17 protein-coding genes are annotated in these 18,508 nt (G+C 50.6%); 7 read left to right on the forward strand and 10 right to left on the reverse strand.

What is annotated here, in order from left to right:
• Window positions 1-106: 106 nt before the first annotated feature.
• The gene (locus tag JSQ97_RS07945; RefSeq protein ID WP_205075563.1) at window positions 107-1,021 is read right to left on the reverse strand and encodes a ketopantoate reductase family protein; all 915 of its coding nucleotides are present in this window, start codon (window positions 1,019-1,021) and stop codon (window positions 107-109) included.
• A gap of 96 nt (window positions 1,022-1,117) precedes the next feature.
• Between JSQ97_RS07945 and JSQ97_RS07950 the strand changes: the two genes are divergently transcribed.
• Complete coding sequence (locus JSQ97_RS07950) at window positions 1,118-1,972, forward strand: aldo/keto reductase (RefSeq protein ID WP_205075564.1); 855 nt, start codon at window positions 1,118-1,120, stop codon at window positions 1,970-1,972.
• 58 nt (window positions 1,973-2,030) lie between these two features.
• Here the strand turns inward: JSQ97_RS07950 and rpiB are convergent, their stop codons facing one another.
• Window positions 2,031-2,483, reverse strand: coding sequence for a ribose 5-phosphate isomerase B (gene rpiB / locus JSQ97_RS07955; protein WP_187385568.1), 453 nt, complete (start codon window positions 2,481-2,483; stop codon window positions 2,031-2,033).
• Window positions 2,484-2,791: 308 nt separating this feature from the next.
• Between rpiB and JSQ97_RS07960 the strand changes: the two genes are divergently transcribed.
• From JSQ97_RS07960 to JSQ97_RS07980, 5 genes are all read left to right on the forward strand, one after another.
• Window positions 2,792-3,916: a methyltransferase gene (locus JSQ97_RS07960; RefSeq protein WP_205075565.1), complete on the forward strand. Its 1,125-nt coding sequence runs from the start codon at window positions 2,792-2,794 to the stop codon at window positions 3,914-3,916.
• A gap of 2 nt (window positions 3,917-3,918) precedes the next feature.
• Window positions 3,919-4,587, forward strand: a complete 669-nt coding sequence (locus JSQ97_RS07965) for a beta-ketoacyl synthase chain length factor (protein WP_205075566.1) — start codon at window positions 3,919-3,921, stop codon at window positions 4,585-4,587.
• On the forward strand, window positions 4,584-5,438 hold the full coding sequence (locus JSQ97_RS07970; protein WP_205075567.1) for a lysophospholipid acyltransferase family protein: 855 nt from the start codon (window positions 4,584-4,586) through the stop codon (window positions 5,436-5,438). Before JSQ97_RS07965 ends, JSQ97_RS07970 begins: the two co-directional genes overlap by 4 nt.
• 75 nt (window positions 5,439-5,513) lie before the next feature.
• A complete protein-coding gene (locus JSQ97_RS07975) occupies window positions 5,514-6,884 on the forward strand; it encodes a sodium-dependent transporter (protein ID WP_205075568.1) in 1,371 nt (456 codons plus the stop codon).
• A gap of 162 nt (window positions 6,885-7,046) precedes the next feature.
• Window positions 7,047-7,967 carry a ribokinase gene (locus tag JSQ97_RS07980; RefSeq protein ID WP_205075569.1) on the forward strand — a complete coding sequence of 307 codons (921 nt, stop codon included), beginning with the start codon at window positions 7,047-7,049 and terminating at the stop codon, window positions 7,965-7,967.
• A gap of 71 nt (window positions 7,968-8,038) precedes the next feature.
• Here the strand turns inward: JSQ97_RS07980 and JSQ97_RS07985 are convergent, their stop codons facing one another.
• The 8 genes from JSQ97_RS07985 to JSQ97_RS08020 all read right to left on the reverse strand — a co-directional run bounded on the left by JSQ97_RS07985 (window position 8,039) and on the right by JSQ97_RS08020 (window position 18,008).
• Window positions 8,039-9,667 carry a response regulator gene (locus JSQ97_RS07985; protein WP_205075570.1) on the reverse strand — a complete coding sequence of 543 codons (1,629 nt, stop codon included), beginning with the start codon at window positions 9,665-9,667 and terminating at the stop codon, window positions 8,039-8,041.
• Between the two features lies 1 nt (window position 9,668).
• Window positions 9,669-11,123: a sensor histidine kinase gene (locus JSQ97_RS07990; protein WP_187385575.1), complete on the reverse strand. Its 1,455-nt coding sequence runs from the start codon at window positions 11,121-11,123 to the stop codon at window positions 9,669-9,671.
• Window positions 11,124-11,132: 9 nt separating this feature from the next.
• Complete coding sequence (locus JSQ97_RS07995) at window positions 11,133-12,119, reverse strand: ABC transporter substrate-binding protein (protein ID WP_239447029.1); 987 nt, start codon at window positions 12,117-12,119, stop codon at window positions 11,133-11,135.
• 90 nt (window positions 12,120-12,209) lie between these two features.
• Complete coding sequence (locus JSQ97_RS08000) at window positions 12,210-13,241, reverse strand: ABC transporter permease subunit (RefSeq protein WP_205075571.1); 1,032 nt, start codon at window positions 13,239-13,241, stop codon at window positions 12,210-12,212.
• Complete coding sequence (locus JSQ97_RS08005; protein ID WP_205075572.1) at window positions 13,238-14,326, reverse strand: ABC transporter permease; 1,089 nt, start codon at window positions 14,324-14,326, stop codon at window positions 13,238-13,240. The genes JSQ97_RS08000 and JSQ97_RS08005 overlap by 4 nt, the downstream gene beginning before the upstream one ends.
• Window positions 14,313-15,842: a sugar ABC transporter ATP-binding protein gene (locus JSQ97_RS08010; protein ID WP_205075573.1), complete on the reverse strand. Its 1,530-nt coding sequence runs from the start codon at window positions 15,840-15,842 to the stop codon at window positions 14,313-14,315. Before JSQ97_RS08010 ends, JSQ97_RS08005 begins: the two co-directional genes overlap by 14 nt.
• 131 nt (window positions 15,843-15,973) lie before the next feature.
• Window positions 15,974-16,942: an ABC transporter substrate-binding protein gene (locus JSQ97_RS08015; protein WP_205075574.1), complete on the reverse strand. Its 969-nt coding sequence runs from the start codon at window positions 16,940-16,942 to the stop codon at window positions 15,974-15,976.
• 277 nt (window positions 16,943-17,219) lie between these two features.
• Complete coding sequence (locus JSQ97_RS08020; protein WP_239447030.1) at window positions 17,220-18,008, reverse strand: formylglycine-generating enzyme family protein; 789 nt, start codon at window positions 18,006-18,008, stop codon at window positions 17,220-17,222.
• 215 nt (window positions 18,009-18,223) lie between these two features.
• Here JSQ97_RS08020 and JSQ97_RS13065 point away from each other — a divergent pair, with 215 nt between their 5' ends.
• Window positions 18,224-18,349, forward strand: coding sequence for a hypothetical protein (locus tag JSQ97_RS13065; protein ID WP_255519647.1), 126 nt, complete (start codon window positions 18,224-18,226; stop codon window positions 18,347-18,349).
• Window positions 18,350-18,508: the final 159 nt, after the last annotated feature.

Consider the following 18,508-nt stretch of genomic DNA (forward strand, 5'->3'; position numbering starts at 1 on the left):
ACGCCGCTCACAACTTCGCGCATACGCGCTCGTTGCGAAGCTCGCGCACTAATGAGGCATTTTCGAAGATCGATATTTCGAAAAGTATGCCGGTGTTTCGAAGCGCTCAGATGCCGCGCGCGATTTCCGTGCTTTCGACGAGAGCTTCGAGCAGCGTACACACGGGCGTCGGAATGTCGTGCGCTTTTCCGAGCTTGTTCACCGTGCCGCAAAACCATGCGTTTTCGCTTTTTCTGCCGGCTTCAAAATCCTGCAGCATGGAAGTTTTACCGTGCGCATCCAAACCGATGATAAGCGAAAGCGTATCTTCGAATATCGTCTGCGTGAGCGGGACGCCCTCCGCCTGAGCGACGGCGATGACTTCTTTTCCGACGCTCCGCGCAAGATCGCGCATAACGGGGGCTGAAAAAGTGCCGTACGGAGCGCGGCACAATGCGCTCAGCGTATTGAACACGACGTTGAGCAGAAATTTTTTCCACTGCTCGAGGTGAATGTTTTCCGGTACTTCGCTTTCGATTTCCGCTCTTGCAAATAATTCTTCGACAGCTTTTACCCGATCCGTTTTTTTATTGTCCTTTTCACCGAATACGATACGGCCTTCGACGGGACAGCGGATTTGATTTTTTTCGTGAATCGAACTGATGCCGATGATAAAACTCCAGAGTATGCGCTCTTCGCCGTAAACCGTCGCGGCGTCGCGTTCGCTTTGAATGCCGTTACAGAGTGTCATGATCGCCGTGTGAGTTCCGACGGAAGAGCGGATGCCCTCGAGCGCTTCGCCGAGCTGGAGATTTTTCGTTGCGATTATTATTAAATCCGCAGGCACGGCATCTTCGGGCGTGAGGTAATTGAAATCCTGCTTCACTCCGTTGATGAAGATGCCGTCGCGCTCGTAGCGCGCTTTGCGCTCGGTGTCGACTATGCACTGTACCTTTGCTTTACCTAAAAAAGACGTGAGACGGGACGCGACGACTGCTCCTACCGCACCCAATCCGACTATGGACACCGAAGCGATTTTCATGGTTTGAGTATATCACCGAATGCGATGTCAGGGCAATGCTGCATCGCATAGACAAAGTTTCGGTAATCGCTATACAATCAATAAGCGAGGTAAGCGATGAAACATACGGTGAAGTTGTCGAACGGCGAAGTTGTGCCGGCGCTCGGGCAGGGTACGTGGCATATAGGAGAAGCGGCGGAGAAACGCGCGCAGGAAATCGATGCCATACGCGCGGGCATTGGGGCGGGTATGACGCTCATCGACACGGCGGAGATGTACGGCAGCGGTTTAAGCGAAAAACTCGTCGGAGATGCGATCGCGGGCGCAGATCGGAAAAAGCTTTTTATCGTATCGAAAGTGCTGCCGTCGAATGCCGGCAAAAAAAATATGGAACGCTCGTGCGATGCGACGCTCAAGCGGCTCGGCACGGATTACCTCGACCTGTATCTCTATCATTGGCGGGGAAGCGTGCCGCTTGCAGAAACGGTCGCATGTTTGGAAGATCTGAAAGCGAAGGGAAAAATCCGCGCGTGGGGCGTTTCGAATTTCGACACATCCGATATGGAAGAACTCTTTGCGCTTCCGTCGGGGAAAAATTGCGCCGTCAATCAAGTGCTCTATCACTTGGGTTCGCGCGGTATCGAATTCGATTTATTGCCGTGGATGCGGCGGCACGGCGTCGCGCTTATGGCGTATTGCCCGCTGGCTCAAGCCGGCAGTTTGCGTCGCGGCTTATTTGAAAACGAAACGGTCGCCGCCGTTGCGGAAAAACACGGCTGTGATGTGACGCAGGTGCTGCTTGCATGGTGCATCCGCGACGGCAGCACGATCGCGATCCCGTGCAGTTCGAAAAAAGAACACACGCTGCTCAATGCGGGAGCGGACGCACTGATGCTTGACGAAGAAGATTTTATTAATTTGGATAAAGCTTTTCCGCCGCCTTCGCACAAAATGCCGCTCGACGTCGAATAAACTATTCGGTGTACGAACGCATCGCCGCAAACTTGTCGTGCGAACGTGAGGCGATGCGTTATTTGCAATATTTTTTTTCTATGTCCGAAATCATCCGCACGCGCTCGGCGTGACGACCGCCTTGAAACTTCGCGTCGAAAAAAGAGTCGACGATCATTTTTGCCAATTCGGAACCCACGACGCGCGCGCCCATCGCGATGATATTCGCATCGTTGTGTTCTACCGTGAGCTTTGCCGTATAGGGTTCGCTGCACACCGCGGCTCTGATGCCCGGCACTTTGTTTGCGGCGAGCGAAATACCGACACCCGTTCCGCAAATGAGTACGCCTTTTTCGACTTCATTCGATTTGATCGCTTCGGCGACTTTCAAACCGTAGTCCGGATAATTTGCGCTGACATTCGGATCCGATGCGCCGTAATCGATGCATTCGAATCCTCGATTTTGCAGGTGTTCTATCAAGATACGTTTTAATTCGATCGCCGTGTGATCGCATCCGAAACCTACTTTCATATACGGTCTCCTTCAGACATATATTTTGTTTTTTATTAAGGTTCAATTTCGATAAAATAATTAACAATTAACAAGTTCGCCGCGGAACAGCGAGGTACATTTTCAAAGTTGCCTCTGAAAATTGCAGTTCTTGAAGGCTCCAATTTATTATAACGAAATCGTATCGATCATACAATCGACCGGTATATGTTTCCGTTTCCTTTTGCATCCGTTCCCGTCCGCACATCCTGCCGATATATGATTTCCGTATATAAATTGCCGCGACATTGACGTGTGCCGCGCCCTATGATAAGATTATTTGCGTATTTATGGATAAAGCTCTTTACAATGCGGGAAGATTTAAAACAGATGATATCCGTGCCGTCGATGCGAAATTTGAAGCGCAAAAAATAGCGTTTGCGCCGCTCACATTTCAAGCGATCCGCGCCATGCTCAATTTGAATATTTTGCGAGCGATCGAAAGAGCGGGAGACGAAGGTATCACCAGGGTGGAGCTTGCTGCAACGACGGGCGTTTCGGAATACGGCGTCGGCGTGCTCTGCGAAATGGCGCTCGGCATGGGTGTCATAAAGCTCACTCAGGACAGCCGAACGGACGACGGCAAAGCCGAAAAATTTATCATCGGAAAAATCGGTTGGATGCTGCTCGAAGACGATTTGACAAAGGCGAATTTCAATTTTACAAACGATATCTGTTATATGGGCGCTTACGATTTGGATGAATCGATCCGAACGGGAAAACCGGCAGGATTGAAATACTTCGGCACACAGTGGACGACGATCTACGAAGCGCTCTCTTCGCTGCCCGACCGGGCAAAGCACAGCTGGTTCGCATTCGATCACTTTTACAGCGATATTGCGTTTCCCGAAGCGTTGCCGATCGTATTCGGCGACAAGCCGCAGCATCTCGTCGACATCGGCGGTAACACCGCAAAGTGGGCAGTCGCATGCTGCGCGTACGACAAAGACGTACACGTGACGATCGTCGATTTACCCGGACAGACGGCCGTCGCCGAAAAAAATGCGGCAAATGCGGGATTCGCAGACAGGATCTCCGTACATCCGTGCAACGTGCTCGACGAAACGACATCCCTTCCGACGGCGCCCGACGCCGTGTGGATGAGTCAATTCCTCGATTGCTTTTCGCTTCCGCAGGTGACGAAAATTTTAACGAAAGTGTACAGTGCGGCGAAGCCCGAAACGAATGTGTACGTACTCGAACCTCTGTGGGATAAACAGCGCTTTGAAGCGAGCTCGTATTCGCTGCAGGCGACATCGCTTTACTTTACGTGCATGGCAAACGGTACGAGCAAAATGTACCGCTTCAGCGAACTCGTCGATGCCGTCGAAGCGGCAGGCTTTGCACTGAAGCGCGAACATCACAATCTCGGCTCGAACAGCTATTCGCTGCTCGTGTTCCGAAAGAAGGCCTAGCCGTGGCACAGATCATCGTTTCGGATACAACAGCATGGGCGCCGGGACTCGTTTCAAACGACGATTGGAAAAAATGGGCGCGCGGCGAAAAATCGATCGAAAAAACAGACGCTGCGCCGAAGCTCGAATACGTCGATGCGATTTTCCGAAGGCGATTCAGCCGGATAAGCAAAATGACGATCCAAGTCGTACACGACGTACTCGAAAAATCGCAGTGCGACAAAGATACGCCGCAGGTGTTCATCTCGCATCGGGGAGAACTTGCACGCGAATTCGCCGTGAGCAAAATGATCGTCGAAGAAAAAGAGGTGTTGCCTGCTTCTTTTTCGCTTTCCGTGTTCAATACGCCGATCGCACTCGCATCGATCGCGCTCGGTCTGCACGGCGGCTATTCGGCAGTCTTTCCGTCGAAGGGCAATTTTCGAAGCGCATTCGAAGGAGCCTGTGCATCGGTGCTTTCGGGCACGGAAACGGAAGTCGTGCTCGCCTATGCCGACGAACTCGTGCCCGAAGCGTATGGATCGCTCGGTACGGAAAACTGCGATCCGTTCGCATTTGCCGCCGTTCTTTCCCTTTCAAAAAGCGGCGTCCGTATCTCCGATGTGTCCGCCGTTTCGGAAAACGCGGCGGATTTTTTAAAGGATATTATTTTAGAGGATACGTCGTTTTGAGTGAATTAATAAATAATAAAATCGATCCCGACGCATATCGCTATGCCCGTGAAGATTTACCGCCGATAAAAAATCCGCTCCTCTACGTATACGGCGCGATTATGAAATTATGTATGTATGCATTTTTCGGCATCGGCAGCGTCGTACTCGGCCTCGTCGTCTTTCCGATCGAGCGGCTCCTGCTTCATCCGAAAGCGCGATTTCAAAAAGCGGCGCGTGCGACCGTTTCGTTTATGTTTCGCTTTTTTATCAATGTCATGCGCACAGTCGGTGTCGTGCGTTTTCGAACGGCGGACAAAGAAAAATTCCGCAGCCTTTCGTCGAAGATCGTCGTTGCGAATCATCCGTCCATGCTCGATGTCGTGTTCCTCATTTCGCTTATTCCGAACGCGGACTGCATCGTGCGCGGGAGCCTTGCCAATTCGATGTACGCGAGCGTTATCAGGCAGTTGTACATCGTCAATACGCTCGGCTACGAAGAGATGATCGACTTTTGCAAAAAATCGCTTGCGACCGGAACGAATCTCATCGTGTTTCCCGAAGGAACGCGTACGCCGCGTCACGGTACAAATGCGTTCAAAAAGGGAGCCGCGCGTACGGCGCTCGATACAAAATGCGATATCCTGCCCGTATACATCGGCGGCAGCGACAAATACGGACTCGGCAAGCACGATGCGTTTTTTTCTTTCGTGCGTTCGGGGATATACCGCTATAACGTCTATATGCTGGACGAAATCAAAATCGCAGACTACGAATCGCTTGAACCGCAGATCGCTGCAAAACGCATCACCGAAAAAATACATCAAACGATCGCGGATAAAGCCATGCTTGTCGACAATCGATTGATATAAGCCGATTATCAATCGATTGTCCGTATCGATTTTTATTAAATTTGAAACGACATATTATTAATTTTGGAGTTCAGTATGGAACAGCGTGAAACCCTCAGTTCAAGGCTCGGATTTATCCTCCTCTCCGCCGGATGTGCGATCGGAATCGGAAACGTATGGAAGTTTCCGTATATCACAGGCTTTCACGGAGGCAGCGCCTTCGTACTCGTGTATTTGTTTTTCCTCGTCATCATGGGTATTCCGATATTGACGATGGAATTTTCGGTCGGACGTGCGAGCAGAAAAAGTCCGATCCACGCATTCAACGCGCTCGAAAAGCCGGGACAAAAATGGCACTTACACGGTTATATGGCGCTCGCGGGAAATTACCTGCTTATGATGTTTTACACGACGGTTACCGGTTGGATGCTGCACTATTTTTATCTCAGCGTAACGGGCGCATTCGACGGCAAAAACGTTGAGCAGGTAAGCGCCTTTTTTCCGATGATGCTCTCCCAACCCGCCGTTATGACGTTTTGGATGATCGTCGTCGTCGCCTCGGGCTTTGCAATCTGCGCCGCAGGTTTGAAAAAAGGCGTCGAAAAAATTACCAAGGTAATGATGATCGCACTCTTCGTACTGCTGCTCGTACTTGCGATCCACAGCATATTTTTAAAAGGCGGAAGCGCCGGTTTGAAATTTTATCTCCTTCCCGACTTCGAACGGATGAAAGAAACGGGCATCGTCGCAACCGTCGTCGCTGCGATGAATCAGTCGTTTTTTACGCTGAGCCTCGGCATCGGCGCTATGGCGATTTTCGGCAGCTATATCGGAAAAGAACATTCGCTGTTCGGCGAATCGATACGTGTCGCCGCTCTCGATACCTTTATCGCATTTTTTGCCGGCCTCATCATATTTCCGGCGTGCTCGGCGTTCGGCGTCGATGCGGGAAGCGGTCCGAACCTGCTGTTTATTACGCTGCCGAATATCTTCAACAATATGGCAGGCGGACGAATTTGGGGCAGCCTCTTTTTTATCTTTATGGCCTTTGCGGCTTTTTCCACCGTCATCGCCGTCTTCGAAACGATCATCGCGTGTAATATCGATTTGACCGGCCGGTCCCGGAAAAAAATCGCGCTCACCAACACATTCATACTGATAGCTCTTTCACTTCCGTGCGTGCTCGGCTTCAATGTGCTTTCGGGCGTACAGCCGCTCGGCAAAGGTTCGGGCATCCTCGACTTGGAAGATTTTTTAGTCAGCAATATCGCGCTTCCGCTCGGCTCGCTCGTCTACCTTTTGTTCTGTGTGTCGAAGCGCGGCTGGGGATGGAAAAATTTTACCGAAGAAGCGAACGCCGGCGACGGCGCAAAGCTTCCGAATTGGCTGCGGTTTTATACGACGTATATTTTGCCCGTCATCATCGTGTCGATATTTATCATCGGCATAAAGGATAAATTTTTCTGAACGGGTTTCATTTGTCCTATTCCGCCCGTCGTACTTGAAGCGTTCGGCGGAAGGGCATCGAAAAGGACGACGTTCTCTGCTGTTTCGATCGGTACTTCCGTATTCAAACGCCGGTGTTGTAAAAACCGTAAGAACGCAGCATAATAATTTTCGGAGGATCATATGAAAATAGTCAATTTCGGTTCGTTGAACATCGATCATGTCTATACGGTGCCGCATTTCGTGCGTCCGGGAGAAACGCTTGCGGCCGTGCGGCGCGACATATTTCCCGGCGGCAAAGGATTGAATCAGACGACGGCGCTTACCCGCGCGCTCGGCAAAGCGTCCGGTATTGAAATCTGCATTGCGGGCGGGATCGGCAAAAACGACGGAGCGATTTTAAAACAGGCCATCATCGATATGAACGTCGACACGGCATTGCTCGGAGAATACGATGCGCCGTCGGGACACACGTTTATACAAGTGGATGCGTCGGGGCAAAACAGCATCGTCTATTACGCCGGAACGAACAAAATGCAGACGAAAGATTTCATCGACGGCGTGCTCTCTCATTTTTCAAAAGGCGATTTTATTATCCTCCAAAACGAAATCAATATGCTCGATTACATCATTGAAAAAGCGCACGAGCGCGGACTCGTGATTTTTTTCAATCCGTCGCCGTTCGAAAAAAGCATTCTCGATCTGCCGCTGCACTATGTCGATTGTTTTCTCGTAAACGAAGTGGAAGCCGCCGATATTGCGGGGGTGCCCGTCGGGGACGGCGATGAACTCCTTCGTGCCGTGACACAAAAATTCAGCAGCGCGTCGGTCGTGCTGACGCTCGGAAAACACGGTGTCGCTTACAAAGATGCGAGCGGCACGTACCGCCACGGCGTTTACGACGTGGACGTCGTCGACACGACGGCGGCGGGAGATACTTTTACCGGCTATTTTATCGTGTGCCGCGCGCTCGGCATGCCCGTCGAAAAAGCGCTCGAATACGCATCGAAAGCGTCATCCATTGCGGTGTCGCGAAAAGGCGCATCCCCGTCGATCCCGACATTCGACGAAGTTGAAAGGTGTACGCTCGCGCTGAAAAACTGATCCCTTCCCGGACAATATGAAATAATAATTAACCGGGTCTTTCAAAGCATCCGACAGGGTTTTAGAGACGCTCAGCCGTTGTCCGAAACCGAGCCGGATTGCCGCGGTGCGTATGTATCGTTTGCCGGATCGGCTCGGTATTCGCGCGGCGAAAGCCCGGTCACTTTTTTGAAAATAAAACTGAAGTAGTGCGGATCGTTGAAACCTGTTTTGTATGCGATGTCCGCGCTTTTCATATCGGTCGATTTTAATAATTTTTTTGCGCGGGCGATCCGTACTCCCGTTAAATATTCGATAAACGTCGTATTGCATTCCTGTGAAAATATCGTGCTGAAATGATTCGGACTGAAATGCACCGCGTCCGCAACCGAACGCAGGCAAATGTCGGGGTCTGCAAAATTCGCGTCGATATATTTTTTTGCGCGCAGGATGACGTCGGCGTAGTGTCCGCGTACGTGCTCGTTGCGGTAGCGCAGCACGGAAGCGAGCACTTTTTCGATTTCCGCGATAAAGGTTTTTTCGTTCTGCACGGCGGCATCGATAAACGCATGCGTGAGGATTTCCGGCATAACGCTTTGAATGTTTCCGCCGAACTGTTCGATTATCTTCGACACCGCCATGATCACGTCGACGAGAAGATAGGATGCGATGATCGAAAAGCGCTCCCGATTGTCGCCGAGCAGCGCTATGTATTCCCGTATGATTTGATCGATTTCGCTTTCGTCGGCATAATTGAGGCGTTCGACCAGCGGATCGTTTTCCTGCAGTACGATGGAATTGTTTTGCGATGCGTCGATATCGCCCGCACTTATTATTTTATTTTTGTCCGAAATGCGGCAGCGTTTTAAAATCGACGATGCGTCTTGAAACGAATTGACGATGTGCGATATGTGTTCGGCGATCGAACCGATCGCGGTGATAACCGTACACGCCGTGTTTTTTGCGATTTCATGCCGGATCGTGTCGGCGATGTTGAACGCCGCCTCTTCGCACGATTCTTTTGCGCCGCTTTTGATGATCGAAACGAAGGTATCGGGCGCGATAAAAAATCCGATGCTGTCGGGCATGCTTGCGCTTACCGACAGGACAATCGATTTTGCGGCGATCAACGCATCGACCGTATCGTCCGCGCTTGCGATCGTGCTGACGCTTACGATATAAAAGCGCGCGACGAGATCGATGGCGAGCGCTTCCGCTTTTTGGATGGCCGTATGCGTATCGAGTGCGCCGAGTACGATATCCGAACAAAGCTTTTCGCGAGCGAGCACGATATTCGATTCGAGTTCCGCTTTCATCCGCGAGATGTCGGTAAATTGCCGGCGCTCCAGGTCGAGCTTTTCGGCAACGCGGTTTAAGCAGCGAAGAATTTCATCGAGCGTAAACGGTTTTAAAATATAATCTTCCACACCGATCGAAATCGCTTTTTTTGCGTAATCGAATTCGTCGTGTCCGGACAGGATGATGATCGATATTTTCGGCTGCAATTTTTTTACCGCCTGTGCGAGTTCGAGCCCGTCCATAAACGGCATTTTGATATCGGTGATGAGGATGTCCGGCTTTATATCCTGTATCATCGAAAGCGCGATTTCTCCGTCACCCGCTTCGCCTGCAAACGAAAAGCGCGACTTTTCCCAATCGATTTTTGTGCGGAGACCTTCGCGGACGATCATTTCATCGTCGACGATAAAGACGCTGTACATATTATCCCCCGCTCCCGTACGTTTCGACGGGCACCGTAAACGAAACGCGCGTCCCTTTGCCGCGTTCGCTCGTTATCGAAAGCGACACCGACGTATCGTAATACAGATTGAGGCGCTTGTTCACATTGTACAGACCGTATGTGTGCAGGTTTTCCGCAGGAGACGTTTGCAGCAACTCATCGCGGATGATTTTAAGCCGCTCTTCCGTAAATCCTATGCCGTTATCTTCGACGGTAAATCGTATGCGCGTATCGCCGCCGTCCGCTGCCGCAGTTTTTTTTGCCGTTACGGAGATAATCCCCCGCCCTCGTTTATTTTTGATACCGTGATAGATCGCGTTTTCGACGAGCGGTTGCAAAACCAATTTAAGGACGGGGATGTCGCCGATCCCTTCGTCGGCGTCGAGCGTATAGTCGAGGATGTCGGCATAGCGGATACGCTGGATCGTCAGGTAATTCCGCACGTGATCGAGCTCCTGCGCGATCGTTATCCACTCGTGTCCCTTGCTCAGCGAAATGCGAAAAAAATCGGAAAACGCGCGCGTTATTTTTATGACGGCGTCTTTTTTTTCCGATTCGGCGAGCCAGATAATCGTATCGAATGTATTGTATAAAAAGTGCGGTGTGATCTGCGCCTGCAGCGTTTTCATTTCCGCCTTTTGCAGATTTTGCTGCTCTTTAATATTTTCATCGATGAGGTCGGTTATCTTTCCCGCCATGATGTTAAGATTGAGCGCAAGGTTGTCGAGCTCTTCTACATAGGGCTTTTCCGCACGCGCGCTCAAGTCTCCGTTCGCGATGCGCGACGACAGTATTTCCATATCGTGGATCGGACGCCGTATGTTTTCCGATACCGAAGTGAACGCGTACACTGAAATCATAATAATAATTATTATGATGCCTATCTGTATATACATAAGCGTGATCGACGAGTGTTTTAAACTTTCGTTCGTATTCGTCGACGATTCGATTTCCGCAACGATGTAATCCTGCAAAATGTCGTAGATGAGCGATGATACGCCGCGTATTTCATCCATCGTCTTTTCGTTTTCGGCGACCGTTGTGCCCGAGTCGATTTGCCTGCCGAGCATATCGACGTAATTTTCAAGCGTTTTTTCCGCTCTCGAAACGACGACAAGCAGCTGCCGGTTGTCATCGCGTATCGTCGAGCGCGCGATCTCGGCGATGCCCGACCGTATGCGTTCGAGTATGACGTATTGCCGTCCTTCGGCAAAATCGACTTTTCCCGCAACGATGTCCCATATTTCGTCGGAAATTTCGGTTTTGACGATTTGGCTCAACCTGTTCGCACGGCTCACGTTGGTAATGATTTTATCATATTGCAGCGTGTACATGCGCTGCGCAATTATGGAATAAGCCGTCGGTATGATCATGAGGACGATGATGAAGATATAGGAAAAGCTCAAGTGCTTTTTTATGCTGTTCGTTTTTTGCATGATCGTATATCAATAACCTCGCGGCGGCACATCATCGAGATTGTCGTTTTCAGTAAACACCCGCTCGGGTATATCGGTACGACGCGGAATGGATTTTCCCTCCGCCAAAAGCTTGACGAGTTCCATAACACGTTCACCGCTGTCGGGATTGCATTCGACGACACAGTTGATCTCTCCCGCCTTCAGCCTATCGAGCGCTTCCTGTTCCGCATCGTAGCTTACGACGACGATGTCCTTTCCCGTTCGGATCCCGTGTTCGCGGAGCACGTCCAAAAAACCGAGCGTCATCCCGTCGTTGTTGGAGACGATTATATCGATCGGCTTTCCGTCTATCGAAAGGGAGCCGTTCGCCGCTAAAATCGTCTTTGCGATCTCTTTTCCCCGCGACCGGATAAAGTCTCCGCTTTCGCTGTATACGATCGAAAAGCGGTCATCGTCCCCGAGCACTTCCCGAAAACCGCTTGAGCGGCCGTCCGATGCGGATGATCCGTCGGTACCGCGTATTTCGAGGATATTGAACGGACCGCTTTTGTTTCTAAATTTACCGAGCAAAAAGCGTGCGGCGGCGCGTCCTTCTTCAACGCTGTCCGTTCCGATGTATCCGGCATAGAGGTCTTCGTTCGATACGGTGAGCTTTCTGTCGCACACGATGACGGGAATTCCCGCGTCTTTCGCTTCGCGCAATACATTGTCCCAGCCGTCCTGCACGATCGGAACGAAAACGATGACATCGACTTGATAAACTATAAACGAACGGATCGCTTTGATTTGATTTTCCTGTTTTTGTTCGGCATTTTCATACAGGAGCCGGATACCTGAGCGCTCGGCGGCAAGGCGCATCGATTTTGTATTGAACGTACGCCATGCGCTTTCCGCGCCGATCTGCGAAAATCCGAGTATGATACTGCTTTGTGCCCGCTCTTCGTTTGCTTTTTTTGTACAGCCGGAGAGCGCACACAAAAACGCGGCTCCGATACAAAGGCCTATATTACGCATAATACTTTCCGTATAGCGCATTATACACCGTAACGGCTGCAAACACAAACGATGCGGACATACCGAACGCGCCGACGCGCGCATTTGCACTTACTGCCGCTTTTGATTTTTCATCATGATAAATACGCTCTGCAGCACGATGAAAAAACAGAGCAGTGCGGACAGCACGATTTTATTCCACCACGACGAAAGCGTTCCGTTGCACCGGATATAGGTTTCGATCGTCGCTTTGATGAGCACGCCGAAAAAGGTTCCGACAACGGTGCCGACACCGCCGGTGAGCATCGTACCGCCGATAACCGCCGATGCGATGGCATCCATTTCAAAGCCGCGCGCCTGTTCGACGAAACCGCTCGTCGTGTTGAGACAAAAGACGAATCCCGCAAGAGAGGCGAGAAATCCGTTGAGCATATACGCGAGGAATTTCGTTTTGCGCACATTGATACCCATGAGCAGAGCCGACTGTTCGTTGCCGCCGACTGCAAAAAGATTGCGTCCGAATTTCGTATACTTGCAAACGTACCAGATGACGGCCATTGCGGCGAGCGCGATGATAACGCTCGGATGGATAAACGGATACATCTTTACACCGCGTCTGTTTACCGTCGCGCCGATAAGCAGATGGATATCTTTATTCGCGATGGCGAGAAAGGTTCGGTTTTCGGTGATGGCGATTTGGTTGACGCTGATGATCGCCGTCAGTCCGCGGCAAAAAAACATTCCCGCGAGCGTGATGATAAATGGCTGCAGCTTCATATAGGCGACGAGAAATCCCTGAATCGCTCCGAATACGACACCGAACAGCAGTACGAAAAAAATCGCAGTCCACGCATTCATCCCCATGTTTTGCATGGAATACGCGAGCATCATACACACAAGGCCGACGACCGAACCGATGGAAATATCGATGCCGCCGGTGATCATGATGATTGTCATACCTGAAGCGGCGATTATCAATCCTGCATTGTCGATAAGCATATTGCAAAACGTTTGAAATTTACCGAAACCCGCATCGGCAAAGATGATGCAACCTGCGATATACATTATGACGAACAGAACGATCGTAACGAAGAGCAAAAAATTGCTGCCGTCGAGTTTTCGTTTGAACAGCTGAGTTTTCATTGTGATGCCTCCATCGTTGCGCTGCGGGCATGTCTGCGCTTCAGCTTATACATCGCACGGATCCGTTTGAACTCCTCCGACTGCAGCGTCACGATGAGAACGACGACGATCGCTTTATATACGGGAAGCTGATCCGCCGAAACGCCCACGGCATAGAGTCCCGTCGTGAGCGCTTGAATCGTAATCGCGCCGATGACGGAACCTGCAAGATTGAATTTACCGCCGCCGAGACTGTTACCGCCGAGGGCTACCGCGAGGATCGCATCGAGCTCCATGTAGAGTCCGATATTGTTTGCATCGCTCGAATAGATACGGCTCGACGAGATGAGGCCTGCGAGGCCCGATGCGAGTCCGCAAAACACATAGCAAAAAAAGATGACGAGCGTCGAATTGATGCCGACGAGCCGACCCGCTTTCGGATTTATGCCGACCGTTTCAATATACATACCGAGCGCGGTTTTTCTGAGCAGCAGCGTCGTCGCGATGACGAAGGCGGCAGCGATAAAAACGGGCGTGGGAATGACGACGCCCGGAATAAAACCTCCGATGTATTTAAACGACTCCATGCGCACGTAGAGAATTTGACCGGGCACCATGACGCCGTTGATCTCCCGCGCGCTCAACAACTGCGCGATGCCGCGCCCTGCGGTAAACAGGATAAGTGTGGCGATCATCGGTTGTATACGAAGGCGAGCCACGAGAAACCCGTTGAACGCGCCGCACGCGACGCCTGCAATCAGACACATCACCGCCGCGAATGCGAAAGGGACGGCATACGCGTCGTAGCTTGAACCGAGCAGGCGGACGCAGACTGCGGCAGCAACCGCTTCGACCGCACCTACGGAGATATCCGTACCGCGCGAAGAAGCGACGGCGAGTGTCATGCCGATCGATAAAATGACCAATTCGCACGCACGGTTTAAAATGTCGATCGTATAGCCGTACAGCACACCGTTTTGAATGGATATTTTAAAAAACGACGGCGTGATGATTACGTTTACGCAAAGCATGATGATAAGCGCGGCGACCGGCAGCAACAGAGGATTGCGCGTTAACGATTGCCGCAGCGATTTATTCGTTGCCATTGTTTTCTCCTCCGGCTATCGCCGCCATAACGTCGTGCTGCGTGAGGTCGTCGTTTTCGAGTTCGCCGACTTTTTTTCCGTCGCGAAGTACACACAGACGGTTCACCGTACGGAGCATTTCGTCGATTTCGGAACTGATAAACATAATAGTCATGCCTTGCCCTGCAAGCTGAACGATAAGTTTTTGAATTTCCGTTTTTGTTCCGACATCGATGCCGCGCGTCGGTTCGTCGAGGATCAAAAAATCGGGATGCGTTATAAGCCATCGCCCGATGATCACTTTTTGCTGATTTCCGCCCGACAGCTGACGAACGAGCGTTTCCGGTGACGGCGTTTTAATATTGAGCGCTTTGATGTACCGTTCGGCAAGTTCGTTTTGCTTCGCCGCCGGCAGCAGTTTGAAAACGCCGGTTTTAGCCTGCAGCGCGATTATTAAATTTTCTCGCACCGACAGATCGGCGATGATGCTTTCATCTTTGCGGTCTTCCGGCAAAAACGCCATTCCCGCGCGCATGGAGTCGATCGGTTCCGATGCTTTCAGTTTTTCGTTTTTGAAAAACAGCGTACCGGTATCGACTTTGTCCGCACCGTACAAGGTGCGCGCAAGCTCCGAGCGGCCGGAGCCGAGCAATCCCGTCAGCCCGACGACTTCGCCCTGCTTGATTGTGATATCGAACGGCTTTATCGTACCCGTGTGAGAAAGTCCGACCGCACGAACGACTTCCGCTGCATGATCGGAACGATCGCTGCCCTGCATATTGCTGCGGATGGACGCGAGCTCGTCGAATTCGTGGCCGAGCATCGTCGCAACGAGTTTGACACGCGGCAGTTCTCCGATAGGAAATTCGCCTTCGAGCTCCCCGTTGCGAAGCACGGTGATTCTGTCGCACACTTCGTATACTTGTTCGAGAAAGTGCGTAACGAACACGATACCCGTTCCCTGCGATTTTAATTTTTTCATAACCGCAAAGAGATTTGCGACTTCACGGTCGTCGAGCGAACTCGTCGGCTCGTCGAGGATGAGCACTTTGCAGTTGAAGTTGACCGCGCGCGCGATGGCGATCATCTGCTGGATCGCGACGGAGTATTTGCCGAGAGCGCGCGTCACATCGATATGCGAAAGTCCGACATTACCGAGAATTTCTTTTGCCGTCTCATTCATCTTTTTCCAATCGATGGCAAAATGTTTTTTCGGCTGATGGCCGACGAAAATATTTTCGGCAACGGAAAGATTCGGACAAAGATTTACTTCCTGATATACGGTGCTGATGCCGTTTTGCAGCGCTTCTTCGGGCGAACGGTTGTCGATCTCTTTACCGTCGAGCAGTATCGTCCCCTCGTCCCGCGTATGTACTCCGGTGAGAACTTTGATAAGCGTACTTTTTCCGGCGCCGTTTTCTCCCATCAGCGCGTGTATTTCTCCGCGGCGCAGCGTGAAATCGACATGCTGAAGCGCTTTTACGCCCGGAAAGGTTATGGAGATATTTTTCATGGAAAGCAAAACGTCGCTTTTCATGGCTCCTCCGCTGTTGCAATAAGGCATCTCGAAAAACTCGCCTTTAGCGATTTTTTCGAAATTTCGACTAATTGAAAATGCCGGAGACGCACGGGCTTCCGGCGTTCCGGCAAATTTATTAATTATCGAGATCAATATTTACGTTTCGGCAATTCTTTTGCAGCATTCGCCTGATCGAATACGCCTTCGACGACGTATTGAATTTTTTCGACTTTTTCACCTTTTTCAAGTTTTTGAATGATTTCGGCGATACGCGGTCCGTGAAGCGGATTGCATTCGACCGCGCAGTTGAGCTCTCCTGCGATCATTTTATTAAACGCTTCGTGAACGGCGTCGAACGAAATGATGATGATGTCTTTGCCCGGGCGTTTGCCGGCGGCTTTGATGGCATCGATTGCACCGAACGCTTCGTTGTCGTTTTCACAGAATACGACGTCGATTTTCGGATATGCTTTTAAGAACGATTCCATCACTTCCTGTCCTTTAGCCTGCGTGAATTCGCCGGATTGTTTTGCAAGCAGATGATATTTGGGATTTTTTGCGAGCCCTTCGGTGATGCCCTGCGTGCGTCCGACTTGCGCGGAAGAACCGATCGTTCCCTGAATGAGGACGACATTCAAATCTTCTTTATCGCGGCCGATTTTTTTCAAATATCCGTTGAGCCACGCGACCGCATCGTTTCCTTCTTTGACGAAATTTCCGCCGACCCAGCAGACGTACAAGCTGTTGTCGGAAACTTTCATTTGACGATCGGAGAGCAAAACGGGGATGCCTGCGCGCTTGGCTTCGTTGAGAACCGTTTCCCATCCCGTTTCAACGACGGGAGCGACGACGATGTAATCGACATCCTGTTGGATAAAATTGCGGATCGCTTTGATTTGATTTTCCTGTTTTTGCTGCGCATCGTCGAAAATCAGTTTATAGCCGTTCGCTTTGGTGAACGTGCTTTTAAAAGATTCCGTGTTCGCCGTTCGCCAATCCGATTCGGCGCCGACCTGCGCATAACCGACCGTGATGACACCCTTCGGTCCGGCTGCAAATGCGCCGGCCATGCAGATGCTTGCCGCTACGATGCAGCTTATCGTTTTAATCAATTTCATAAAGTTCCTCCTTTTCTATAAGAACCGATGAATCGATTGTACGGCGGTATTTTAAAAAAGTACATAAATAATTTTATCGATTTCGGTTTAAGTTTTTTTGAACGGAAGCCGATATCCGTACGATCGCGGCGGAGGCGGTGAAAAAGTTCGTTTTTTTCCGAAAAAGGTAGATAATTTAACGGATCACCGCATACATTGGGATGGGAAAAGTCGTCGTATGATTCGTGAGGAGGGCTTAATAAGGCTGCCGCTTATTTTTAGGATAGCCGGATTCCTATTATTTTTTCGAGCGGACGACGCGCATGCCGATAAAATTATAGCGGGAAGCGGGGCTGCCGCAATTTCTGAAGTAGGGCGAGCAGTCGGACGCTTCGGCATTCCATGCGCCGCCGCGCCCCATGCGGTCGGTGTTGTCGGCTGTGCGTTCGGCACCGCGCGGGTTTACGAATTCGCCGGGCATATAGCAATCGTACCAGTCCCAGCACCATTCCCACACGTTTCCGAAAAGATCGTAAAAGCCGAGCACGGACGGCGATTTTAAGCACACGGCATGGGTCATACAGTCGCTGTTGTTTTTGTTCCACGATCGACTTTCGTCTGCGTCTTTGGCCGCTTTTTTTTGTCCGTCGTGAACGCCGCCGCGCGCCGCGTATTCCCATTCGGATTCGGTCGGGAGCCGATAGCCGTTCGCCTCCCAGCGGCATTCGGCGTTGTCCCACGCGTTGTTCTGTTCGTCGGGAACGGGTCCCCATTTTTTCGGATCGGATTCGCCTTTGATGATATAGCACGGCGTCAATTTTTCGGCGATGCTGCGTTTGTTGCAGTAGACGAACGCATCGTATTGGCTTATGTGTTCAATGGGACGTTTTGTCTGCGATTCGCCTTTTTTCGGGCTGCCGGAAAAATATGCGGGGTTTTCCCCCATGATCTTTTTCCATTCGGCTTGAGTAACCAAGTGTTCGTCCATGTAAAAGTCGTCGACGGTAACGGTATGTACAGGGCGCTCGTCGGCCATGCCGGTCGGAGAACCCATTTGAAATGTGCCGCCTTTAACCAAAATCATCATGTTTCCGTATTATACCACAGCTTTTGAAATTTATCAAAAAAAAGATCGTATTTTCAAAGTTACCTCTAAAAACTGCAGTTTTAGAGGTTCCCGGATGAAGTTTTCGGAAAAATTATCGAGAACGACACCTATCGGATTGCGTATTTCGAAATCGGGCACTACTTGATTTAAATTTCGCTTTAATTTGTATAGTACGGCAAAGATAAGGGAATACAATGGAATACACGGTAAGTAAAGCTGCGGAATATCTGTATACGACGCCGTCCGTCCTGCGGTACTGCGAAAAAGCGGGTAGGATCGACGCTCTTTCGAAGCTGCTGCAGGCATCGATGTTCGGATAGGAAATCGTAATCGCTTTTTCCGACGCCATTTATAAAAGCATCGGATGAACAATTGTCATCTTTGAAATCGCTTCGGTAATTTTTTAGTTTATACTTTCAAAAATTTACATTTATGCTGAATATAATTTTTTGTTATATTTGTGTAATTATTTATAATAC

It is taken from the genome of Treponema sp. Marseille-Q4523 (assembly GCF_016901105.1).
Classification (GTDB): Bacteria; Spirochaetota; Spirochaetia; order Treponematales; family Treponemataceae; genus Treponema_D.